27 protein-coding genes are annotated in these 21,716 nt (G+C 40.1%); all 27 read left to right on the forward strand.

Annotated elements, in window-relative coordinates; genetic code table 11:
• Window positions 1–2 precede the first annotated feature (2 nt).
• The 27 genes from flgD to tsf all read left to right on the forward strand — a co-directional run bounded on the left by flgD (window position 3) and on the right by tsf (window position 21,702).
• A complete protein-coding gene (gene flgD, locus AC1VU3_RS00685) occupies window positions 3–644 on the forward strand; it encodes a flagellar hook assembly protein FlgD (RefSeq protein WP_480388238.1) in 642 nt (213 codons plus the stop codon).
• A 15-nt stretch (window positions 645–659) separates the two neighbouring features.
• Entirely contained in the window at window positions 660–1,040 is a 381-nt protein-coding gene (locus AC1VU3_RS00690; protein ID WP_482982457.1) for a TIGR02530 family flagellar biosynthesis protein, read from the forward strand.
• A 71-nt stretch (window positions 1,041–1,111) separates the two neighbouring features.
• Window positions 1,112–2,092: a flagellar basal body rod protein FlgG gene (gene flgG / locus AC1VU3_RS00695; RefSeq protein WP_480388240.1), complete on the forward strand. Its 981-nt coding sequence runs from the start codon at window positions 1,112–1,114 to the stop codon at window positions 2,090–2,092.
• Window positions 2,093–2,147: 55 nt separating this feature from the next.
• Complete coding sequence (locus AC1VU3_RS00700; RefSeq protein WP_480388241.1) at window positions 2,148–2,372, forward strand: flagellar FlbD family protein; 225 nt, start codon at window positions 2,148–2,150, stop codon at window positions 2,370–2,372.
• Complete coding sequence (fliL, locus tag AC1VU3_RS00705; protein WP_480388242.1) at window positions 2,359–2,790, forward strand: flagellar basal body-associated protein FliL; 432 nt, start codon at window positions 2,359–2,361, stop codon at window positions 2,788–2,790. The genes AC1VU3_RS00700 and fliL overlap by 14 nt, the downstream gene beginning before the upstream one ends.
• 32 nt (window positions 2,791–2,822) lie before the next feature.
• Window positions 2,823–3,821 carry a flagellar motor switch protein FliM gene (gene fliM, locus AC1VU3_RS00710; protein ID WP_482982458.1) on the forward strand — a complete coding sequence of 333 codons (999 nt, stop codon included), beginning with the start codon at window positions 2,823–2,825 and terminating at the stop codon, window positions 3,819–3,821.
• Window positions 3,814–4,950, forward strand: a complete 1,137-nt coding sequence (gene fliY, locus AC1VU3_RS00715) for a flagellar motor switch phosphatase FliY (protein ID WP_482982633.1) — start codon at window positions 3,814–3,816, stop codon at window positions 4,948–4,950. The genes fliM and fliY overlap by 8 nt, the downstream gene beginning before the upstream one ends.
• 20 nt (window positions 4,951–4,970) lie before the next feature.
• The gene (locus tag AC1VU3_RS00720) at window positions 4,971–5,333 is read left to right on the forward strand and encodes a response regulator (RefSeq protein ID WP_480388244.1); all 363 of its coding nucleotides are present in this window, start codon (window positions 4,971–4,973) and stop codon (window positions 5,331–5,333) included.
• Between the two features lie 5 nt (window positions 5,334–5,338).
• Window positions 5,339–6,052 carry a flagellar biosynthetic protein FliO gene (locus AC1VU3_RS00725; RefSeq protein WP_482982459.1) on the forward strand — a complete coding sequence of 238 codons (714 nt, stop codon included), beginning with the start codon at window positions 5,339–5,341 and terminating at the stop codon, window positions 6,050–6,052.
• Window positions 6,045–6,710 (forward strand): flagellar type III secretion system pore protein FliP, encoded by a 666-nt coding sequence (gene fliP / locus AC1VU3_RS00730; RefSeq protein WP_480388246.1) that lies wholly within the window; start codon window positions 6,045–6,047, stop codon window positions 6,708–6,710. The genes AC1VU3_RS00725 and fliP overlap by 8 nt, the downstream gene beginning before the upstream one ends.
• A gap of 12 nt (window positions 6,711–6,722) precedes the next feature.
• A complete protein-coding gene (gene fliQ, locus AC1VU3_RS00735; protein ID WP_480388247.1) occupies window positions 6,723–6,992 on the forward strand; it encodes a flagellar biosynthesis protein FliQ in 270 nt (89 codons plus the stop codon).
• Window positions 6,993–6,997: 5 nt separating this feature from the next.
• Window positions 6,998–7,771 (forward strand): flagellar biosynthetic protein FliR, encoded by a 774-nt coding sequence (fliR, locus tag AC1VU3_RS00740; RefSeq protein ID WP_480388248.1) that lies wholly within the window; start codon window positions 6,998–7,000, stop codon window positions 7,769–7,771.
• A 1-nt stretch (window position 7,772) separates the two neighbouring features.
• Window positions 7,773–8,858 carry a flagellar biosynthesis protein FlhB gene (gene flhB, locus AC1VU3_RS00745; protein WP_482982460.1) on the forward strand — a complete coding sequence of 362 codons (1,086 nt, stop codon included), beginning with the start codon at window positions 7,773–7,775 and terminating at the stop codon, window positions 8,856–8,858.
• A 24-nt stretch (window positions 8,859–8,882) separates the two neighbouring features.
• Window positions 8,883–10,916 (forward strand): flagellar biosynthesis protein FlhA, encoded by a 2,034-nt coding sequence (gene flhA / locus AC1VU3_RS00750; protein ID WP_480388250.1) that lies wholly within the window; start codon window positions 8,883–8,885, stop codon window positions 10,914–10,916.
• Entirely contained in the window at window positions 10,913–12,013 is a 1,101-nt protein-coding gene (locus AC1VU3_RS00755) for a flagellar biosynthesis protein FlhF (RefSeq protein WP_480388251.1), read from the forward strand. Before flhA ends, AC1VU3_RS00755 begins: the two co-directional genes overlap by 4 nt.
• A complete protein-coding gene (locus AC1VU3_RS00760) occupies window positions 12,010–12,870 on the forward strand; it encodes a MinD/ParA family protein (RefSeq protein ID WP_480388252.1) in 861 nt (286 codons plus the stop codon). Before AC1VU3_RS00755 ends, AC1VU3_RS00760 begins: the two co-directional genes overlap by 4 nt.
• 5 nt (window positions 12,871–12,875) lie before the next feature.
• Window positions 12,876–13,952: a protein-glutamate methylesterase/protein-glutamine glutaminase gene (locus AC1VU3_RS00765; RefSeq protein WP_482982461.1), complete on the forward strand. Its 1,077-nt coding sequence runs from the start codon at window positions 12,876–12,878 to the stop codon at window positions 13,950–13,952.
• A 12-nt stretch (window positions 13,953–13,964) separates the two neighbouring features.
• Window positions 13,965–16,007: a chemotaxis protein CheW gene (locus AC1VU3_RS00770; protein WP_480388253.1), complete on the forward strand. Its 2,043-nt coding sequence runs from the start codon at window positions 13,965–13,967 to the stop codon at window positions 16,005–16,007.
• Between the two features lie 16 nt (window positions 16,008–16,023).
• The gene (locus tag AC1VU3_RS00775) at window positions 16,024–16,479 is read left to right on the forward strand and encodes a chemotaxis protein CheW (protein ID WP_480388254.1); all 456 of its coding nucleotides are present in this window, start codon (window positions 16,024–16,026) and stop codon (window positions 16,477–16,479) included.
• Window positions 16,469–17,110, forward strand: coding sequence for a chemotaxis protein CheC (locus AC1VU3_RS00780; RefSeq protein WP_480388255.1), 642 nt, complete (start codon window positions 16,469–16,471; stop codon window positions 17,108–17,110). The genes AC1VU3_RS00775 and AC1VU3_RS00780 overlap by 11 nt, the downstream gene beginning before the upstream one ends.
• A 1-nt stretch (window position 17,111) precedes the next feature.
• Window positions 17,112–17,618, forward strand: a complete 507-nt coding sequence (locus AC1VU3_RS00785; RefSeq protein WP_480388256.1) for a chemotaxis protein CheD — start codon at window positions 17,112–17,114, stop codon at window positions 17,616–17,618.
• Window position 17,619: 1 nt separating this feature from the next.
• A complete protein-coding gene (locus AC1VU3_RS00790) occupies window positions 17,620–17,910 on the forward strand; it encodes a hypothetical protein (protein ID WP_480388257.1) in 291 nt (96 codons plus the stop codon).
• A 391-nt stretch (window positions 17,911–18,301) separates the two neighbouring features.
• Window positions 18,302–19,075 carry a FliA/WhiG family RNA polymerase sigma factor gene (locus AC1VU3_RS00795; RefSeq protein ID WP_482982462.1) on the forward strand — a complete coding sequence of 258 codons (774 nt, stop codon included), beginning with the start codon at window positions 18,302–18,304 and terminating at the stop codon, window positions 19,073–19,075.
• A gap of 11 nt (window positions 19,076–19,086) precedes the next feature.
• Window positions 19,087–19,383 carry an RNA polymerase subunit sigma gene (locus tag AC1VU3_RS00800; RefSeq protein WP_480388259.1) on the forward strand — a complete coding sequence of 99 codons (297 nt, stop codon included), beginning with the start codon at window positions 19,087–19,089 and terminating at the stop codon, window positions 19,381–19,383.
• A 12-nt stretch (window positions 19,384–19,395) separates the two neighbouring features.
• Complete coding sequence (locus tag AC1VU3_RS00805; protein WP_480388260.1) at window positions 19,396–19,863, forward strand: DUF6115 domain-containing protein; 468 nt, start codon at window positions 19,396–19,398, stop codon at window positions 19,861–19,863.
• Window positions 19,864–20,009: 146 nt separating this feature from the next.
• On the forward strand, window positions 20,010–20,729 hold the full coding sequence (rpsB, locus tag AC1VU3_RS00810; RefSeq protein ID WP_480388261.1) for a 30S ribosomal protein S2: 720 nt from the start codon (window positions 20,010–20,012) through the stop codon (window positions 20,727–20,729).
• Between the two features lie 88 nt (window positions 20,730–20,817).
• A complete protein-coding gene (gene tsf, locus AC1VU3_RS00815) occupies window positions 20,818–21,702 on the forward strand; it encodes a translation elongation factor Ts (RefSeq protein ID WP_480388262.1) in 885 nt (294 codons plus the stop codon).
• Window positions 21,703–21,716 lie beyond the last annotated feature (14 nt).

Genomic DNA, 21,716 nt, shown 5'->3' on the forward strand with positions numbered 1-21,716 from the left:
GAATGACTAATTTTCAACCAATAACAAGCAATATGTACTTGTCTCAACAGCAAAAGTCTACAAGAACTACAGGTAACGGGACATTAGGGAAAGATGAGTTTTTAAAAATACTCATGACTCAGCTTCAGAATCAGGATCCAACCAGTCCGATGGAGGATACAGAGTTTATTTCCCAAATGGCACAGTTTTCTTCGCTAGAGCAAATGACAAATATGACAAAGGCATTTGAAAAATATGCCGAGGCTCAAAACCAAACACAGCTGATTCAATATAGCAATTTTGTTGGAAAAGAAATTAAATGGCATGAAATCACGGACAAGAAAGATGATAAAGGCGACTTTATTATCCAAGAAGGAACGGGTTCCATTGTAGCTGTTAAGTTTGTGGAAGGCAGAGCAGAATTTACGCTAGCTGATGGAAAAGTAATCTCACCAGGAAATATATCTGAAGTACTAACAGCCGGTTCGTCCTCTAACAGCTTAGTAGAAGCTAGCATGATGATTGGCAGGTTAATAGAATTTAAAGCTGGTGAAATAGTAGGAAGTGGTACAGTTGAATCTGTCTCTAAAAAGGAAGGGAAAATAGTATATAACCTTTCAGATGGGACTGCTGTAAGTACAGAGCAAATAACATCCATTAAATAGAACGAGGTTTGGTCAATGGACAAAATGATGATTAATCGCGTCCCATTGCAACCGGTAATACGCCAGCCTATTCAGGCGAAACAAGTAACTACGCCAAGGCAATCGTTTTTACAGCATCTACAAGATGCGCAGGAAAACACACAGCTAAAGATTAGCAAGCATGCAAGCGCTAGACTGGCAGAACGTAATATTCATCTGACAGATGCAGATTGGCGACTTGTAAGTGATAAGGTGTCGGAAGCGCGCAAAAAGGGTGTGAATGATTCATTGGTGTTAATGGATCAGGTGGCATTAATTGTCAGTGCAAAGAATTCGACGGTGATTACGGCCATGGATCGCAGGGAAGCAACAAATCAATTATTCACAAATATAGACGGCACCATTGTGCTGGGATAGCAGGACCTTTAAAGGATGCTATGTGCTGTGGAATGATAGAAGCAGCACGAAAATAGAAGGGAGAAATAAGAATGATTCGCTCAATGTATTCAGGTATTTCAGGTTTAAAAAACTTCCAAACAAAGTTAGATGTAATTGGGAATAACATTTCAAACGTTAATACGTATGGTTTTAAAAAAGGTCGTACTGTTTTTAAAGATTTAGTATCACAAACAACTGCTGCAGCATCTGCAGCTACATTAACTCGCGGGGGAGTTAATGGGAAGCAAGTAGGTCTAGGAGCTCAATTATCTGCAATCGATACTATTCATGCGGGTGGTTCTTTACAATCCACTGGTAATACATTGGATTTAGCGATCTCAGGAGATGGTTTTTTCCAAGTTGCTGACGGGAATAATGATGTAGATCCAACAACAGGAGCAGGAACATTTACTAATCCATCTTTTACAAGAGCAGGGAATTTTTATATGGATAACAATGGCTATTTAGTAGATTCAAATGGTAAATTCCTAGTTGGTGTTGGTATAGGGTGGGATGGAGATCCAACAACTGTAGGGACAACATATCCAGCCAACACAGACGTTACAGCTGCAGCTGTAACTGGAAATCTTTCAGGAACGCCAGGTGAGATGCCCGATGTAATACCAGTAACTGCTGTAGGAGGAACCCCAGCATATACTCCTATCCGTATACCAACAAATGCCCAAAGTATGGGGGTAGGACAAGACGGTTCCATTACTTTCGTAGATGCTGCTGGTACTCTTAGATGGGCAGGACAATTAGTATTAACTAAATTTGCTAATCCAGGCGGGTTAGAAAAAACTGGATCTAACTATTATCAAGCATCATCGAACTCAGGTAATCCAATGAATCAAGTTGCATTAAAAGAAGGAATTGGTTCCGTGCAATCAGGCTTCCTTGAAATGTCCAACGTGGATCTTTCCGAGGAATTCACAGACATGATCGTTGCTCAGCGTGGATTCCAAGCTAACACACGAATCATCACAACATCAGATCAAATTTTAGAGGAATTAGTAAATCTAAAACGATAATTAATTTTATTAGCAAGGGAGGGTTGGGCCGTTCCTTAGTGCCCGGCCCTTTTATATGATTCACTTAACTAGATTAAATGGTAAAGAATTTTCATTGAATGCTCTATACATAGAGACGGTAGAATCTTTTCCAGATACAACGATAACGCTAACGAACGGTCATAAATATGTAGCCAAAGAGAGCAGAGAAGAAGTAGCCGAAAAGATTCTGCAGTTTTATCAAGCTATACATATTTTATCGAATCCCCAAGTAAGAGGTGTTCAATTTGAAGAACAATAACAGACTACTAACGATAACACTCATCATATTAGTTTCTATTACTCTAGTAGGAGTGATATTCCTTATCGCATTTTTCCAATTAAGTAAAGGGAATGAGGGTACTGAGCCAACTATCGATGAAATCATTGAGGCATCCATTGATATTCCTGAGATAACTACAAATTTATCAGGTAATAAATTCATTCGACTTTCTTTGAAGGTTCAAACAGATAGTAAGGATAGTGCAGAGGAGCTGGCAAAAAGAGATTTCCAAGTGAAAAATATTATTATAACGGAATTATCGGAAATGACTCCGAAGGATTTAGAAGGAAAAGAAGGAAAGCTGGCATTTGAATCTTCCATCAAAACGAAAATCAATGAGCTCATGAGTAATGGAGAGATTCAGCAAGTTTATATTACATCCTACATTATTCAGTAGGATACGCATTATGTGAAATGGAGGTGGGCAAATTGGCAGGAGATATTTTATCTCAATCAGAAATAGATGCGTTGTTAAGCGCTCTTTCCACAGGAGAAATGACAGCAGATGATATGAAATTCGAACAAGAAGCAAAAAAAGTGCGTGTGTATGATTTTAAGAGAGCACTTCGTTTTTCAAAGGATCAAATAAGAAGCTTAACGCGTATCCATGAAAATTTTGCTCGTCTGTTAACGACTTTTTTCTCTGCTCAGCTGAGAACATATGTACAAATCTCTGTAGTATCAGTCGACCAAATTCCCTTTGAAGAATTTATACGCTCTATCCCGCACAAGACATTAATTAATGTTTTTGAAGTTCCGCCACTTGAAGGAAATATATTAATGGAAATTAACCCAAACATTGCTTATTCTATGTTAGATTTATTAATGGGTGGAAAAGGGCAGAGTTATTCAAAAACAGATAATCTAACAGAGATAGAGACAAAAATCATGACGAATCTTTTTGAAAGATCCTTTGATAACTTACGAGAAGCATGGTCCAATATAGCGGATATAGATCCAATATTGACAGAGCTAGAGGTAAATCCTCAGTTTCTCCAAATGATTTCACCGAATGAAACAGTTGTTGTTATTTCTTTCAACACGGTTATTGGAGAAACGAGTGGAATGATAAACATTTGTATACCACATGTTGTGCTAGAGCCGATTGTACCTAATCTCTCCGTGAGATATTGGATGCAATCAAACAAGAAAGAGGTTTCTGAGCAGCAATTACAGATTCTAAAAAAGCAAGTAAAGTCTGCAGAATTACCAGTTGTTGCGGAGCTTGGCAAAACAGATATTACAATGGAGGATTTACTTTTCTTGCAGTTGGGTGATGTCATCCAGCTTCAAACAAAAATAGAGGATCCGTTGACTATAAAGGTTGGCGATGTTCCTAAATTTAGTGCGCAGCCTGGAAAGCTAAAAAAACGGATGGCAGTTCAAATTATTGAGACTTTGAAAGGAGGAGAGGATGATGATGAGTGATGATATGCTCTCTCAAGAAGAAATTGAGGCTCTCCTAAGAGGTACAGTTGGAGAAGATAAAAATACGGAAACGAGAATCGAGGATTATTTAGATTCCTTTGCACAGGATACACTCGGAGAAATTGGGAATATTTCTTTTGGAAGCTCCGCTACCGCTTTATCAGCGTTACTCGGGCAAAAAGTAGATATAACTACTCCTAATTTAAGTATGATTAACCAAAGTAAGTTGAAGGAGGAATTCCCACATCCTTATGTGGCTGTTCAAGTTCAATATACAGCCGGCTTGATTGGCTCTAATCTTTTAGTGATCAAGCAATCCGATGCAGCGATTATCGCTGACTTGATGCTTGGTGGGGACGGCACTGATCCGAGTTCAGATTTAGGTGAGATACAGTTGAGTGCTGTACAAGAGGCCATGAACCAAATGATGGGCTCTGCAGCAACCTCTATGTCTACAGTTTTTAATAAAAAGGTCGATATCTCGCCACCAACGATAGATTTAATGAATTTGCTTGAGGGTGAAGGAGTAGAGGCTATACCAAGTAAAGAGCTGTTAATAAAAATTTCCTTCCGCCTAAGAGTAGGAGGTTTAATAGATTCCAATATCATGCAGCTCTTACCGCTGGACTTCGGATTAGAGTTAGTAAAATCTCTGATTGGAGAGCAAGACGAATCTGAGGTAGCAGCTACCGTGGTAGAGGACAAAATTCAAGAAGCTCCTATTTCAGTAACTAAAAAGACTTATCAAGAGGATGTGCAGGAAATGTCTTCTATGCCAATTAGTCAGCCAAAACCTTCTAAGGCACAAGTAGAGGTTCAGCAGGCTCAGTTTACTAGCTTTGAAGCTCCTCATTTGTCACAGAATGAATCGAGAAATTTAAATTTACTCCTCGATATACCGCTTCATGTGACAGTAGAATTAGGACGTACGAAAAGAACCGTGAAAGACATTTTAGAGCTGACAAGTGGCTCGATTATAGAATTGGATAAACTTGCTGGCGAACCCGTTGATATATTAGTGAACCACCGTCAGATTGCTAAAGGTGAAGTAGTGGTAATTGACGAGAATTTCGGAGTGCGTATTACAGAAATATTAAGCCAAGCAGAGCGAATTCATAATTTAAGATAAGCAATGGAGGACAAGGAAAAATGTCAAAGAGAATACTAATTGTGGATGATGCAGCATTTATGAGAATGATGATTAAGGATATTCTAACGAAAAATGGTTTCGAGGTTGTAGGAGAAGCAGCAGATGGTATACAAGCTGTAGAAAAATATACAGAACTTAAGCCGGATTTAGTAACAATGGATATAACAATGCCCGAGATGGATGGCATCGATGCACTTAAAAAGATTAAAGAAAAGGATCCTGCTGCAACTGTCATTATGTGTTCAGCTATGGGGCAGCAAGCAATGGTTATTGATGCAATTCAAGCTGGAGCCAAAGACTTTATTGTGAAACCATTCCAAGCTGATCGAGTAATTGAAGCTATCTCCAAAGCGATAGGGTAATAGAAATGAAATATTATTCCCTTTTACTTTGTTGTTTTATTACATGTATTTTGTTTCTACCAAATCCGATAGAGGCGAATGCAGCAGTGAACCAACACGATATGGTAAAGGATAATTACAAGTCAAGCAAGGAAGATTCGGAAGAAGAAACAGAGCAAGATGGAAGTACACAAGATTCTGAAGCGGAGACAGAAGTTGTTCCACCGCTGGATAGCGAGCCAATAAGCGATTCTGCAGGTGTTTCTGTCACTGCTTGGGACTATATAAAGATGATTTTTGCTCTTTTATTGGTGATTGGACTGTTATTTGCTGTCCTACGTTTTTTAAACAGTAAAAATAGAACGTTCCAGCAAAACTGTCTTGTCCAAAATCTCGGAGGTATGGGAGTAGGGCAAGGTAAGTCTATTCAGCTTATGCAAATAGGCAACTCCTTATATGTTGTTGGTATTGGGGAAAACATCACCTTATTGAAAGAAATCACAAATCCAAAGGAAATAGAAGAATTAACGACCATGTATGAGGAAACAACCGTGAGTGGTAAGGCAGTTCCTTATTTGGTGGAAATTTTTCAGCGTGCTAGAGCTAGGAAGGATTCAACCTCCACTCAGCCTTCTTCCTCTTTTCAGGATACCTTGCAAAAAAGACTGCAAGAGGTTAAACAAGACCGCAGTAACGTATTAAAGGATTGGAAAGCAAAGGAGCGTAATGACCATGAATGATTTCGTCCAATTTTTCTCGGACAGTGATCCATCTAATGTCTCCACATCCATCAAATTAATGCTGTTGCTGACGGTTTTATCTTTGGCACCAAGTATTCTTATTTTAATGACTTCCTTTGCACGGATTATCATTGTCTTATCCTTCGTACGGACTGCGCTTGCAACGAACCAAATGCCACCTAACCAGGTGTTAGTAGGATTAGCTTTATTTTTAACATTCTTTATCATGGCTCCGACATTACAGGAAGTAAATGAGACAGCGTTAACACCTCTGTTTAATGAGGACATAACGTTGGAGGAGGCCTACTCCAGAGCGAGTGGACCGTTTAAGGAGTTTATGAGTGAGCATACTCGTCAAAAGGATTTGGAGTTATTTTTACGATATACCGAATCGGAAAGACCGGAAACAATTGAGGATATTCCTCTAACTACATTGGTTCCAGCCTTTGCTCTAAGTGAGATAAAAACCGCGTTTCAAATTGGATTTATGATTTTTATTCCTTTTTTAGTAATAGATATGATTGTTGCAAGTGTGCTTATGTCTATGGGGATGATGATGTTACCACCGGTAATGATCTCCTTGCCATTTAAAATTCTTTTATTTGTACTAGTGGATGGCTGGTATCTCGTGATGAAATCCCTTCTACAAAGTTTTTAGGAGCTGATTGTTATGAATAGTGAAATGGTAATTGCAATTGCAGAGAGAGCTATCTGGATTATTCTACTAGCTTCAGGTCCTTTACTTTTAGTTGCATTGGTTACAGGTCTTATCGTGAGTATTTTTCAAGCAACCACCCAAATTCAAGAGCAAACGCTTGCCTTTGTTCCAAAGATTGTGGCTGTATTAGTGGCAATCGTATTTTTTGGCCCTTGGATGCTTTCTCAAGTAACAACGTATGCTGCAGACATCTTCGAAAATTTAGTTAGATACATAGGTTGATCAGTATGGAAGAAATATTACCTAATTTTACTGTTTTGTTATTAATTATCGCCAGAGTATCAGCATTCTTTGTAACGCTTCCTTTATTCTCTCATAGAACAATACCGGCAAATCATCGTATTGCGTTTGCGGTGCTTCTATCTTGGATGATGTATTATAGCTTCGATCATCCACCATTTGAGATTAATGGTGATTACATGATGCTTATCATAAAAGAGGTACTGGTTGGATTACTGATTGGTCTACTTGCTTTTATCATTATGTCGGCGATTCAAATCGCTGGTGGATTTATTGATTTTCAAATGGGTTTTGCGATTGCCAATGTGATTGACCCACAGACTGGAGCACAGAGTCCCTTAGTCGGACAATTCTTTAATACGATTGCTTTACTTTTGCTATTAGCAATAAATGGCCATCATCTGCTCCTCGATGGAATATTTTATAGCTATCAATTCATGCCATTGGATGCAGGATGGCCAGCGTTTGGAGGCAATTATGCAGAGTTTATTGCAAAAACATTTGCCGGAATATTTGCAGTTGCCTTTCAAATGTCTATTCCAATCGTTGCAACTCTTTTTCTAGTGGATATTGCACTTGGTATTACAGCCAGAACGGTGCCTCAGCTAAATATCTTCGTAGTCGGATTTCCTATAAAAATCGGTGTGAGCTTCATCGTTTTGTTGGTGATGATGGGCGTGCTGATAGCTGTTATGCAGAAAATGTTTGAGATTATGATGTTTAGCATGCGAGATTTAATGATAATTTTAGGTGGTGGCTAATTTGGAGTTGCTCCGATTAGATTTACAGTATTTTGCCGGAGAAAAAACAGAAAAAGCTACGCCTAAGAAGAGACTCGATTCTCGAAAGAAAGGGCAGGTCTTAAAGAGCCAGGATGTAACAAGTGCTTTTGTGCTACTAGCTGTTTTTTTGTTTCTCTTTTTCTTTAGCGGCTTTTTGCGCTCAGAGATCTTCTCTTTCTTCGATATAACATTTAATAGTTACATGCTAATGGATTCGTTGACAATTGATACCACCATTGAGATTTATAAAGATTTACTAATGGAAATTGCAGTTATTTTGTTACCTATAATGGCGGTGGCAGTCATTGCAGCGATCGCAGCTAATTTCTTTCAATTTGGTCTTTTATTTACAACAGAGCCGCTTAAATTGGATTTGAAAAAGATTGATCCAATAAAAGGATTAAAACGCATATTTTCTATGAGGGCTATAATAGAGCTTTTAAAATCTATTTTGAAAATAGCCTTTATAGGCTCTGTTACAGCCCTTATTATTTGGATGAATCTAGAACAGGTTTTGTCTCTTTCCTTTAAAACTCCTTGGGATATCCTATCTACAGTTGGTTGGTTAACAGGGATGATGGGGATAGCTGCTTCTTTTGTTCTTTTGTTCATCTCAGTCCTTGATTATTTTTATCAAAGATATGACTATGAAAAAAATCTAAAGATGTCCAAGCAGGATATAAAGGATGAACACAAAAATACCGAAGGGGATCCGATAATCAAATCTCGTATAAGGCAGCGACAACGAGAAATGGCGATGAGACGGATGATGCAGGAAATCCCAAATGCAGATGTTGTCATCACCAATCCCACTCACTTTGCAATTGCCTTAAAGTATGATGATAACTCAATGGACGCTCCCATTGTGGTAGCAAAGGGAGCGGATTTTGTGGCTCAGAAGATTAAGATGATTGCAAAAGAGCATGATGTGGTCATGGTAGAAAACCGACCTTTGGCTAGGGCGATGTATGATCAAGTAGAGATTGGCCAAAGAATTCCTGATGAATTCTTTAAGGCAGTAGCAGAGGTTTTAGCGTATGTGTATCGAATTAAACAAAAAATTTAATGAAAAAGATAGAGGTGGAAGGTAATGCAAATCCGCGATATAGCTGTTTTAGCTGGTGTCATATCTATAGTGGCAATGCTGGTTATCCCACTTCCACATTGGTTATTGAGCTTCTTAATTATTGTCAATATTACCATTGCGCTGCTCATTCTTATGACGGCAATGAATATGAAGGAAGCGCTTGAGTTTTCTGTGTTTCCACCTTTGTTACTAATCGTTACCTTGTTTCGTTTAGGATTAAATGTTTCTACTACTCGTGCAATTCTTTCGGAAGGAGATGCGGGAAAAGTTGTAGAGACATTTGGTACATTCGTAACCGGTGGCAATATCGTAGTAGGTTTAGTAGTATTTGCGATTTTAGTTATTATCCAGTTTCTAGTTATTACAAAAGGTTCAGAGCGTGTTTCTGAGGTAGCTGCACGATTTACATTAGATGCAATGCCAGGGAAACAAATGAGTATAGACGCTGACTTGAACGCCGGAATGATTTCGGAGCGAGAAGCTAGAGAGCGACGAGAGAAAGTAAGTAGAGAAGCCGATTTCTATGGTGCGATGGATGGGGCGACAAAGTTCGTAAAAGGAGATGCAATCGCCGGTATTATTATGGTGCTGATCAATCTTATCGCTGGAATGATCATTGGTGTTGTCCAAATGGGCATGCCATTTGCCGAAGCTGCTGTGCAATTCTCTACGTTGACTGTAGGAGATGGCTTGGTATCTCAAATACCAGCACTTTTAATTTCTACTGCAACGGGTATCGTAGTAACAAGAGCTGCGTCAGAAGGAAACCTAGGTAGTGATATTACTGGACAGCTTCTTTCGCAACCGAAATTATTGTACGTAGGTGCTGTTACGATTGCTCTTTTAGGTGTCGTTACTCCAATCGGTATAATCCTTACTTTCCCGATAGCTATCGCTTTAGCGGTAGGGGCTTATATGATGGGCAAAAACAGTAAGCAGGATCCTATAGAGCTGGAAGAGTTTGAAGAAGAGGCTGCAACAGACAACATGAAGAGTCCTGAAAATGTTATTAATTTATTAAATGTAGATCCGATAGAATTTGAGTTTGGCTATGGATTAATTCCGTTAGTGGATACAGCACAAGGCGGAGATTTGCTGGATAGAGTAGTAATGATTCGAAGACAGCTTGCATTGGAGCTGGGAATTGTCATCCCGGTCGTTCGAATTAGAGATAATATTCAGCTACAGCCAAATGAGTACCGCATTAAGATAAAAGGCAATGAAATGGCAAGGGGAGAGCTGCTGCTTGATCATTATCTAGCGATGAGCCCTGGCGATGATGATACGATTGAAGGAATTGATACCATTGAGCCTTCCTTCGGGCTGCCTGCGAAGTGGATAACGGAATCTGTCAAAGAGGATGCAGAAATACTAGGATACACAGTGGTAGATCCTCCTAGTGTTGTATCGACCCATATGACTGAAATTATTCGAAATAATGCACACGATTTACTGGGAAGACAAGAAACGAAGCAGCTGATAGATCATATTCGAGAAAGCTCCCCTATCCTTGTGGATGAGCTGACACCGACGCCTCTATCAATTGGAGAGATTCAAAAGGTACTCGGCAATCTGTTAAGGGAGCGTGTATCTATTCGAAATCTACCTATTATATTTGAAACATTGGCAGATTACTCGAAGCTGACTTCCGACGTAGATGTATTAACAGAATATACTAGACAGTCACTTGCAAAGCAGATTACAACACAATATGCAATCAATGGCTCTGTTTTAAAGGTGTTAACTGTATCAGGTCGCGTTGAAAAATTAGTTGCAGACAGTATCCAGCAAACAGAGCACGGAAATTACTTGTCCATTGACCCAAATGATTCTCAAGTAATCTTAGAATCAATGGCTAGAGAAATAGAGCGAGTGTCTCTCATGGAGCAGTCTCCAATTGTTCTATGCTCTCCAGCAGTTCGGATGTATATCAGGCAAATGACGGAGAGATATTTTCCACAGGTTCCAATTCTCTCCTACAATGAATTGGAAAATTCCATTGAAGTACAAAGCGTTGGGGTGGTGAATGTAGATTGAAAATGAAAAAATTTGTAGCTGCTAGCCTTCCGGAGGCGATGAAGCTAATCCGTAAGGAACTTGGAGACGACGCCATTATAATGAGTCAAAAGGCTATTTATTCCAAAGGGTTTTTAGGCATGTTTAAGAAAAAGTCAATTGAAGTGGTAGCTGGGATGGATACACAGCAGGATTTTTATAAGCCTTCTGGGGAGCCATTACCTTCCCCCCCACAGCAAACATCGGATGGCTCTTTGGAAATAAAAAAAGAGCTGGAAGATCTTAAAATTATGCTTAAATCCATTCAAAGACCCTCTTTTGAACAGCAGTATCCACAGGAAATGAAGAACCTTATTCATTACTTGAAGGAGCAGGAGTTAGCAGAAGAGCTTATCACAACAGTTAGTGATGAGCTTTTTGTGCTTTCCAAAAAGCAAGAGCTCTCTTTTCAGGAGCTTGCAGCTGGAGTAGAAAGAATCTTACTTCAGCAGCTCGCAGATCTTTCCTTCGGTGGCATTACGTATCAAAAGAAATATATTAACGTTCTAGGTCCGACCGGTGTAGGGAAGACGACCACTATAGCCAAAATAGCGGCTAGAGCTGTATTAGAGAAAAAGAAAAAGATTGGCTTTATCACTACGGATACTTATCGTATCGCGGCCATCGAACAGCTTAAAACTTATGCCGGTCTTCTACAAGCTCCAATCGAAATCATTTACAACGAAGCTGACCTGAAAGCAGCAACTGAAAAGTTCGCACATTTGGACATTGTCTTTGTCGATACTGCTGGCCGTAATTATAAGGAACAAAAATTTGTGGAGGACCTTGAGTCTCTCGTAGATGTTAAGCATGATTCGGAAACCTTTTTAGTGCTGTCCTCCACCTCTAAAGAAAGAGATATGGAGAGTATTATCAAGCAATTTCAGCATTTTCCAATTGAAAAGCTGATTTTTACAAAACTAGATGAAACAAATTCTGTTGGCTCCCTAATCAATTTAATGGTTAAATATAAGAAAGGACTTGCTTACTATACAGATGGTCAAGAAGTCCCGGAGGATATTGGGGATGGAACCCCTAAAAAAGTAATAGATATGTTGTTGAAGGGGCTGCAATCATGAGAGATCAAGCGGAAGAATTAAGATTACGCATGCTTCGTAATGAAAGCAGACTTGGTCGTTCTATTGCAGTTGTCAGTGGAAAAGGGGGCGTAGGGAAAAGTAACTTTTCTACAAACTTCACTACAACCCTTAGTAGCCTCGGAAAAAAAGTAGTATTAATCGACATGGATATTGGAATGGGAAATATCCACATCCTTCTAGGGAAAACAGCTCCTAAAAACTTAAGGGATTATTTGGTGGGAATGTGTTCTTTAGAGCAAGTGATGTATGAGGGACCGAATCATCTCCAATATATTTCTGGAGGGTCTGGTTTAAATGGTGTAATGGATTGGACAGAGGATATGTTCCATCGGTTGATCGAAGCCTTTGAATACCTTCAACGAAACTATGACTATATTTTATTTGACATGGGGGCAGGTGCTACCCCTCAAACATTAGATTTGCTAGTAGCAGTGGATGACATCATCGTATTAACAACTGCCGAACCTACTTCAATCACAGATGCCTATTCGATGATGAAATTTATCTACCATAAAGATGCAGATAAACATTTCTACTTACTTTGTAATCGGGCTTTCTCGAAGGAAGAGGGAAGAGAAACAGTGGCTAGACTGCAGCTTGCGATGGAAAGATTCTTATCAAAAGAGATTACCATTCTCGGCTCTTTGCCAGAGGATTCACACGTGAGAAAAGCTGTCCAGCAGCAGGTACCATTTTCTATTGCTTTTCCACATGCAGAGATAACAAAAGCGCTAAATGGAATAGTCAGCAAATTCACCGATGTTCAAATGGAAGAAGAGTATCCAAAGCAAAGCAAATTTATCACACGGTTAAGAAGCTTATTTGGAAGGTCGTGAGAACATTGAATGCTAGGAAGAAAAAGCTATTAATAGTAGATGACTCCGCATTTATGCGAAAGCTTATCGGTGATTTTTTTAAAGGAAATGACCTGGTAGAGGTTGTAGGTATCGCCAGAAATGGAAGGGACGCAATCCAAAAGATCAAGCTATGGAAACCAGATGTAGTGACGATGGATGTTGAAATGCCAGAGATGGATGGGATTGAGGCAGTACGTCAAATTATGGCCATCACTCCAGTCCCTGTGGTCATGCTTTCCAGTACGACTAGCAGGGGGACAGAAAATACGCTTAGGGCTATAGAAGTTGGTGCAATAGACTTCGTGGCAAAGCCGAGTGGGACCATTTCGCTTGATTTGGAAAAAATAAAAGATGAGCTAGTGGAAAAAGTGATTCACGCGGCGAATGTACCCATTCAAAAGGTGAAGAAACCGGTATCGTTTTCGAAACCAACAGAGAAGCCTACACTTCCAAATCCAGTTAAATCTAGTGGGTGGAATAAAAGTAGCAAGAAGCTCGTACTGATTGGAACTTCTACAGGGGGTCCCAGGGCTCTTCAAGAGGTTCTGTGTAGACTTCCAAGCACTATCCAAGCACCTATTTTAATTGTCCAACATATGCCGGCAGGCTTTACGAAATCGTTGGCAACCAGACTAAATCAGCTGTCTGATATGGAGGTGAAGGAAGCAGAGCAAGGGGACATTTTATCCGACGGGCATGTATATATTGCACCAGGTGGCTACCACATGAAAGTTCGAAAGATGGGTCCTACCTTCACTATCGAGCTTGATAACCAGGAACCTCCTCGTGGTGGACATCGCCCATCAGTAGATGTGTTATTTGAGAATGTTAGTAAGCTTCATGACTTTAATAAAATTGCTGTCATCATGACGGGAATGGGCTCTGACGGCTCCAAGGGCCTTGTCCAATTAAACGAGCACGGTAACGTTGTTGCAATAGCAGAGTCCGCAAATACTGCAATCGTTTACGGAATGCCCAAGGCGGCAGTAGAAACGCAGCTAGTAAATGAAGTAGTAGATTTAGAAAGAATCGCAAATTCAATTATTCAATATTTGCCTTGAAGGGGTGTCAAAATGGATACAAATCAATATTTAGAGATGTTCATTGATGAGAGTAAAGAGCATTTGCAAGCGTGTAATGAGAATTTATTAGAACTAGAAAAAAATCCGGCAGATATTTCCATCGTGAATGAAATTTTTCGTTCTGCACATACCCTAAAGGGAATGTCCGCGACGATGGGCTATGAGGATATTGCAAACCTAACTCATAAACTCGAGAACGTCTTAGATGAAATAAGGAACTTGCGATTAGAGGTTACAACGGAGCTGTTAGATGTCGTATTTGTGGCAGTGGATCAGCTGGAGGAAATGGTTTTGGACATTGCAGGCGGTGGGGACGGCAAGCTAGATGTGGAGGAAACAGTTAAACAGCTGCATCTAATCGAGAGCGGAGAAGCAGTGCCAGCAGCAGCTACTATCGTGGAAGAAGCACCTGCGAAAAGCAACATAGTCTCTAATTGGTTAACCTACGACGATTATGAGTTGACGGTCATACAACAATCAGGTGAGCAAAGCTTCTATACATATGAAATAGCCGTGACGCTTCGAGATGATTGCCTACTTAAGGCTGCTCGGGTTTACATGGTATTCGAGCTGCTAGAAAAAATGGGAGAGGTCATCAAATCTTCTCCGCCGGTTGAAAGGCTCGAGAATGAGGACTTTGACAATCAATTCTTTGTAGCCTTCGTTACAACAGAAACGAAGGAGAACCTGCAGCAAAAGCTGTTAAAAGTTTCGGAAGTAACAGAGGTGTTCGTATTAGAGGTGACCTTGGATCAGCTGAAGCTTCGTCAAAACGAGGAATTATTGAAGAAAGAAATAGAACAACAAGATGCACAGGCAGTGGAAGCAGATCAGAATGTGGTGAAAAAGGAAGATAGATCCTCTTCTAGGACTGTTTCGGCGGCAGCAAGTAAAACAATCCGAGTGAATATTGAACGCTTAGATATCCTTATGAATTTATTTGAGGAATTAGTCATCGACAGAGGTCGTCTACAATCTATATCCAACAACCTAAAGGATAGTGAGTTAGATGAAACGGTAGAAAGAATGGCAAGAATCACTGGTGATCTACAAAACATTATTTTAAACATGCGAATGGTACCAGTAGATACTGTGTTTAATCGATTCCCTAAAATGGTTCGACAGCTTGCCCGTGATTTGAATAAAAAAATTAACCTGCAGATTATTGGGGCAGAGACAGAGCTAGATCGCACAGTGATTGATGAAATTGGCGACCCGCTTGTCCACTTAATTCGTAACTCCTTAGATCATGGTATTGAAAGCCCAGAGGTTCGGAAGGCAAATGGAAAACCAGAAGAAGGAACGGTTGTCTTAAGAGCTTATCATAGTGGCAATCATGTCTTCATTGAAATTGAAGATGACGGAGCTGGGATTAATAGGGAGAGAGTATTAAAAAAAGCCATTGCCAAAAATATCATCAAAGCGGATACGGCGGCGTCGTTATCGGACAAACAAGTAGCAGAGCTGATCATGTCCTCCGGGTTCTCTACTGCTGAGGTTATTTCAGATGTTTCTGGCCGAGGAGTAGGGCTAGATGTGGTAAAGACTACCATTGAATCTCTTGGTGGTACGATGGACATTTCCTCCACAGAAGGAAAAGGCTCGCTATTCTCTATTCAGCTGCCATTAACTCTATCCATTATTTCTGTCATGCTCGTGGAAATTGGAGAGGAAATTTATGCTGTTCCATTGTCTTCTATTATTGAAACCGCAATTATACGTAAATCTGATATCTTAAATGGACATAATCAGAAGGTAATAGATTTTAGAGGGAAGGTAGTGCCACTAGTCTATTTGGAGGAGGTATTAGAAGTACCAAATGCCAAGGAGGAGGATCAATTCCTCTCTGTCGTGTTAGTTCGAAAAGGAGATAAGATGGCTGGTTTGGTGGTAGACTCCTTTATTGGTCAGCAAGAGGTCGTTTTAAAATCACTCGGTGGTTACTTATCCAGTGTCTTTGCTATATCTGGAGCAACGATTTTAGGTAACGGAAAAGTGGCACTTATTATCGACTGTAACGCATTAATTAAGTAGAGAGGAGGTATAAAGCATGACACAGACTACAAGTACAGAAAGTAAGAAGTTTGTTGTTTTCCAGCTAGCAGATAATGAGTACGTTGTTCCGGTAAGCCAAGTGCAGGGGATCGAAAAAATGATGGACATCACCAGAGTTCCAAACACACCTTCCCATGTAATGGGAGTTGTCAATCTCCGAGGGGTGGTAACGCCAATCATTGATCTGAAAATACTGCTAGGCTTAGAGAAAAGTAAAATTACAGAGGCAACTCGAATTATCATCATCTCATCGGAGGAAAAGAATGTTGGGTTGATTGTAGATGCTGCTAACGATGTGTTAGATATACCCGATGAATTGATTGAACCACAGCCTGAGGTCGTTGGTGGTGTAGAACAAGCCTTCATCGCTGGTGTAACTAAAATAGAAAAACGGTTATTGATTCATTTACATTTACCCACTATTTTGCATGTGAATGGAAATGGTGAATAAGATGTACGAGAACAACATTACCTCCATGCATCTAGACATTTTAAAGGAGATTGGCAATATTGGTGCGGCCCACGCCGCTACTGCACTTTCCACTTTATTGAATAAGAGAATTGAGATGAACGTTCCAAAGGTTGAAATGGTATCGTTTGATCATATGATGGAGCTAGCCGGTGGGCCAGAGAGCGTGGTTGCGGGTATCTACCTACGTATTGAAGGAGATGTAAAGGGAAGCATGTTTTTTGTCCTGCCTGTCGAACAGGCTAGCAGGTTTATACAAAAGCTAGTACAGGACGACACGATTGACTTTCAAACAGGTGCTGTTTCGGAAATCGCAGCATCTGCTTTACAGGAGCTAGGTAATATTCTTTCTGGCTCCTATCTTTCAGCACTCTCTGATTTTACCTCCTTACATATTTTTCCGACTGTCCCTGCTTTAAGTGTGGACATGGTAGGGGCCATCATCAGCTTTGGCCTGGTGGAGATATCACATGTTAGTGATTCTGTTATCGTCATCAATACCACAATAAGTGATGAAGAGGCATTCACTGGAGAAACTGTAACAGGGCACTTTTTCTTACTGCCGGAGCCTGATTCCTTTCATACAATCTTTCAGGCATTGGGAGTCGATTGACATGGGAAATCAAGAGCTTACCGGTCAAGTGGTAAAAGTCGGGATAGCGGACATGAAAGTGATCCAAGCCCCTGATACCATCAGAACCTCCGGACTTGGATCTTGTGTTGGTGTAGTGTTGTATGAGGAAAGACTAAAAATTGCCGGAATGGTTCACGTAATGTTGCCTGAATCCAGTCTTGGAAGAACGGAAAACTTGAATCATGCAAAGTTTGCGGATACAGGAATTCCTGCACTTATTGATTTATTAAAGCAAAAAGGTGTTATTCCTATTCGCTTAAAGGCGAAGATTGCTGGAGGCGCTCAAATGTTTTCCTTTTCCTCCAGCAGTGAGACGATGAGAATTGGTCCAAGGAATGTAGAAGCGGTAAAAGTGCAACTTAAAATACATTCCATCCCTCTAATCGCGGAGGACACGGGGGGAAATAGCGGGCGAACGATTGAATTCGACCCTGCAAAGGGATTCTTACATATACGAACTGTCAATCAGGGAGTGAGAGAAATATAACATGGTAGGTTCAATACTTTCTAATTTTTGGGCGGCTTTATTCGCTTTTACTATTTATTTTCTTAGCTGTTACCCATTTACTGCCGGTCTAGGAATACTTACGACTGCCTTTGTTGTTGCCATTGTTGTCTTTTTTCTTACCTTTTTGGTAAGAGGAATTCTATCTTTTATTCTAGAGGATAAAAATGAAACTACAGAACAAGCAGGAGAAAAGATGCAGAGTAACCCAGTTAATGAGGAAATAACATCAGAAGAATATGCGAAAGCTATTAAAAATATGTTGAACGAGTAGCAGAGGAAGGGAGAGTCGCCGCGTTCGACCTCCCTTTTTCGTATATAAATTGGTATAATAATGATATCGAGTAAGAAAAATAGTTTATCACCAAAAGCTGGGGATGATCTATAAGAAATGTTTGATTGAAGTGTCGGCTGGCGACTCCTAGGGGATTAGCGAATTTATTTGCGACGAAAGCGAAGCGACAGGAGCACCCGTGTGGAAAATCCAATTGTTTCGGAAGCATACGAAACAAGATGGAAAACTAAGAACGGCACATCGTGTGCCAACGTTTTCCTGAACAACATCCTGTTGTCCCGGAGCCGCGCCCCCAGGAAAGCGTCCAGCCAGAACGGAAATCAACCCCAAGTTATGGGGAAAACCAGGAAAATGCGAAAGGAGGATAATTGTGTCAAAACAACATTCGGCAGAAGAGCAGCTCTTGTGGAAAAAATGGAGTGAAAGCAAGGACCCTCAAGCTGGAGATTTGCTTCTGAGAAAATACACTCCCCTTGTTACTTATCATGTCCAACGTATTGGTGCTAGCATTCCACAAAGCATTTCAAGAGAAGAGCTAAAAAGCTTAGGGATGATGGGGCTCTTTGATGCGCTAAATAAGTTTGATCAATCGAGAGACTTAAAATTTGATACGTATGCCTCTTTTCGGGTTAGAGGAGCAATTATAGATGGTTTAAGAAAAGAGGACTGGCTGCCAAGGTCATCGAGAGAGAAAGCAAAACGATTAGAAGGAAAAATTGAAGCGCTAGAGCAAAAACTGATGAGACATGCAACTCCAGAGGAAATAGCGGATTATACTCAAATGCCGGTAGAGGATGTCTATCAAACTGTACAAGAAAACTTCTTTTCAAACGTCTTATCGATGGACGAGCAGCTACAGGATAACGAAGAGACTGATAGTAAATCCTTTGTTATCCGAGATGATAATCAGAGAACACCTGAGCAGCATCTAGTGAAGCGAGAGCTCCTGCACGATTTAGCTGAACAGATCCAACATTTAAACGAAAAAGAGCAGTTAGTTCTAAGTTTGTTTTATACGGAGGAGCTAACACTTACCGTAATTGGAGAAATGCTTGGCTTATCTACTTCTCGAATTTCTCAAATTCACTCCAAGGCACTGTTTAAGCTGCGAAAATTATTAGCTTCAGAAATGCTGAATTCTTAGGAGGCGGAAGTATGAGCTTAAAAGGAGTAGAATTACAAATCGCCATTCCCAAAACATTTGATGCAGGGAAGGTAGCTGAGCAGTTGCAGCAGCAAAGCACTATTAGTCAGGCACATGCACAGGAAGCGACGGAGAGACAGCTAGAGCGAAACCGAGAAACGGTTCTTCAATCAAGCGAAACCTCGAAGTTTAAGGATTCAGATCCTAGAAAGCAACAAAATGGCCAGCAGCAACGAAACAAAAAAAAGCAACAACCAAAGAACTCTAAGCATCCCTTTAAGGGGAACTTTGTAGATTTTAATGGATAGGAGCAGCTTATAATGACCATCATGCTAGTGTTTTTATTTATCCTACAAATAATCAGCTTCTATTTCATCGCATTGCTATATACAAAGCTATCTAAGTTCCAAGATTTTGAAAGAAAACAAGAGAGTATGATGAACAATCTAGAAAACTCCATTAGTGCTTATTTAGCAGAGATGAAGGATGAAAATGATCGGTTATTGGCTGAGCTGAATAGGGATGCAAAAAGTCAATCTCCAAAGAGAACTATAGATTCGCAAAGTAATCATGAAACAAAGCAACCTCTTCCTAAAACCTATGTTTCTAAGCAGCTAGCTGCTTCTACTTACACTCAAATGAAGCAGACACCTAAAATGGCGGAGCCTGAAACAACGCAAGAAAAGGTTCTTTATTATCAGGATAAAGGAATGTCGATTGATGAAATAGCGAAACTCCTGCAGATTGGGAAAACGGAAGTAGAGCTTTTCCTGAAATTTAGGGAATAAATAGTTGAAAGTATAAAAAAGGTATGGTATAGTACAATACGGTATGAATATACACGCATTTCTGATGGAGTTGGTAGGTGCTCTCTGGAGTAGCCGACGAAAAATGATGAATGCGGAAGACTAAACCAAAATCAGGAGGAAATATCATGTCAGTAATCTCTATGAAACAATTACTTGAGGCTGGTGTACACTTTGGTCACCAAACTCGCCGTTGGAACCCAAAAATGAAAAAATACATTTTTGTTGAGCGAAACGGAATCTACATCATCGACCTAGCAAAAACAGTGAAGAAATTAGAAGAAGCTTATGACTTCATGCGTCAAGTTGGCGAAGATGGTGGGAAAGTTCTATTTGTTGGAACGAAAAAACAAGCGCAAGAAGCGATCAAAGAAGAAGCTGAGCGTTCTGGTAACTACTACATCAACCAACGTTGGTTAGGTGGTACTTTAACTAACTTCGGAACAATCCAAAAGCGTGTAGCACGCTTAAAAGCGATTGAAAAAATGGAAGAAGACGGAACTTTCTCTGTACTTCCTAAAAAAGAAGTAGTACAACTTAAAAAAGAGCACGAGCGTCTAGTTAAATTCTTAGGCGGTATCCGTGACATGAAAGCTATTCCAGATGTTATGTTCGTTGTAGACCCACGTAAAGAGCGTATTGCAGTTGCGGAAGCTCGCAAATTGAACATCCCTATCGTAGGAATCGTTGATACAAACTGTGATCCAGATGAAATCGACTATGTAATCCCTGCAAACGACGATGCAATCCGTGCGGTTAAATTATTAACAGCTAAAATGGCGGATGCATTACTTGAAGCAAGACAAGGTGAAGACGAAGTAGCTCCAGCTGAAGTTGCTGCTGAGTAAGACATGTAAGTACAGGTGATAAGCGGACCAACCACTTATCACCTTTTTTTGAGAAATGGATATTAAATGTTCTAGGAGGAATTTTATAATGGCAGTTACAGCACAAATGGTAAAAGAATTACGTGAAAAAACTGGCGCAGGAATGATGGATTGCAAAAAAGCACTTGTTGAAACAAACGGTGATTTAGAAGCAGCAATCGACTTTTTACGTGAAAAAGGATTATCTTCAGCAGCTAAAAAAGCTGACCGTATTGCGGCAGAAGGTACTACTTTCATTCAAGTAGAAGGAAACAAAGCAGTATTATTAGAAATGAATGCTGAAACAGACTTTGTTGCGAAAAACGAAGCATTCCAAGAGCTAGTGAAAAAAGTTGCTACTCACCTATTAGCAACTGAGCCAGCTTCAGTTGAAGAAGCATTAGCTTCTACAATCGAAGAAGGTACTACTGTAGATAACTTAATTTCTAATGCTGTAGCGAAAATTGGAGAAAAAATTACTCTTCGTCGTTTTGTTATTGAAACAAAAACTGATGCAGATGCATTCGGACCATACCTACACATGGGTGGACGCATTGGAGTATTAACAGTGCTTGAAGGTTCTACAGACGAGCAGGCTGCGAAAGATGTTGCAATGCATATCGCTGCTTTAAACCCAACTTACATCACTCGTGATGAAGTTTCTGCTGAAGAAGTAGAGCGTGAGCGTAAAGTGTTAACTGAACAAGCATTAAACGAAGGTAAGCCAGAAAACATCGTTGCGAAAATGGTAGAAGGCCGCCTTGGTAAATATTTCGAAGAAGTGTGCTTATTAGATCAATCTTTCGTTAAAAACCCTGACCAAAAAGTACGTGCATTTGTTGAGTCAACTGGTGGTAAACTAGTATCATTCACTCGCTATGCTGTAGGTGAAGGTATTGAAAAACGTGAAGATAACTTTGCTGAAGAAGTAATGAACCAAGTTAAAGGTAACTAATAATTAAAGGGAAC

The sequence above is a fragment of the Psychrobacillus sp. Z16_25 genome (assembly GCF_056856695.1).

Excerpts from the sequence above, each read along its gene's own strand:
- flgD (WP_480388238.1), top strand. The coding sequence starts at position 3 with ATGACTAATTTTCAACCAATAACAAGCAATATGTACTTGTCTCAACAG.
- AC1VU3_RS00690 (WP_482982457.1), top strand. The coding sequence starts at position 660 with ATGGACAAAATGATGATTAATCGCGTCCCATTGCAACCGGTAATACGC.
- flgG (WP_480388240.1), top strand. The coding sequence starts at position 1,112 with ATGATTCGCTCAATGTATTCAGGTATTTCAGGTTTAAAAAACTTCCAA.
- AC1VU3_RS00700 (WP_480388241.1), top strand. The coding sequence starts at position 2,148 with ATGATTCACTTAACTAGATTAAATGGTAAAGAATTTTCATTGAATGCT.
- fliY (WP_482982633.1), top strand. The coding sequence starts at position 3,814 with ATGAGTGATGATATGCTCTCTCAAGAAGAAATTGAGGCTCTCCTAAGA.
- AC1VU3_RS00720 (WP_480388244.1), top strand. The coding sequence starts at position 4,971 with ATGTCAAAGAGAATACTAATTGTGGATGATGCAGCATTTATGAGAATG.
- AC1VU3_RS00725 (WP_482982459.1), top strand. The coding sequence starts at position 5,339 with ATGAAATATTATTCCCTTTTACTTTGTTGTTTTATTACATGTATTTTG.
- fliP (WP_480388246.1), top strand. The coding sequence starts at position 6,045 with ATGAATGATTTCGTCCAATTTTTCTCGGACAGTGATCCATCTAATGTC.
- fliQ (WP_480388247.1), top strand. The coding sequence starts at position 6,723 with ATGAATAGTGAAATGGTAATTGCAATTGCAGAGAGAGCTATCTGGATT.
- fliR (WP_480388248.1), top strand. The coding sequence starts at position 6,998 with ATGGAAGAAATATTACCTAATTTTACTGTTTTGTTATTAATTATCGCC.
- flhA (WP_480388250.1), top strand. The coding sequence starts at position 8,883 with ATGCAAATCCGCGATATAGCTGTTTTAGCTGGTGTCATATCTATAGTG.
- AC1VU3_RS00760 (WP_480388252.1), top strand. The coding sequence starts at position 12,010 with ATGAGAGATCAAGCGGAAGAATTAAGATTACGCATGCTTCGTAATGAA.
- AC1VU3_RS00770 (WP_480388253.1), top strand. The coding sequence starts at position 13,965 with ATGGATACAAATCAATATTTAGAGATGTTCATTGATGAGAGTAAAGAG.
- AC1VU3_RS00775 (WP_480388254.1), top strand. The coding sequence starts at position 16,024 with ATGACACAGACTACAAGTACAGAAAGTAAGAAGTTTGTTGTTTTCCAG.
- AC1VU3_RS00780 (WP_480388255.1), top strand. The coding sequence starts at position 16,469 with ATGGTGAATAAGATGTACGAGAACAACATTACCTCCATGCATCTAGAC.
- AC1VU3_RS00785 (WP_480388256.1), top strand. The coding sequence starts at position 17,112 with ATGGGAAATCAAGAGCTTACCGGTCAAGTGGTAAAAGTCGGGATAGCG.
- AC1VU3_RS00790 (WP_480388257.1), top strand. The coding sequence starts at position 17,620 with ATGGTAGGTTCAATACTTTCTAATTTTTGGGCGGCTTTATTCGCTTTT.
- AC1VU3_RS00800 (WP_480388259.1), top strand. The coding sequence starts at position 19,087 with ATGAGCTTAAAAGGAGTAGAATTACAAATCGCCATTCCCAAAACATTT.
- AC1VU3_RS00805 (WP_480388260.1), top strand. The coding sequence starts at position 19,396 with ATGACCATCATGCTAGTGTTTTTATTTATCCTACAAATAATCAGCTTC.
- rpsB (WP_480388261.1), top strand. The coding sequence starts at position 20,010 with ATGTCAGTAATCTCTATGAAACAATTACTTGAGGCTGGTGTACACTTT.
- tsf (WP_480388262.1), top strand. The coding sequence starts at position 20,818 with ATGGCAGTTACAGCACAAATGGTAAAAGAATTACGTGAAAAAACTGGC.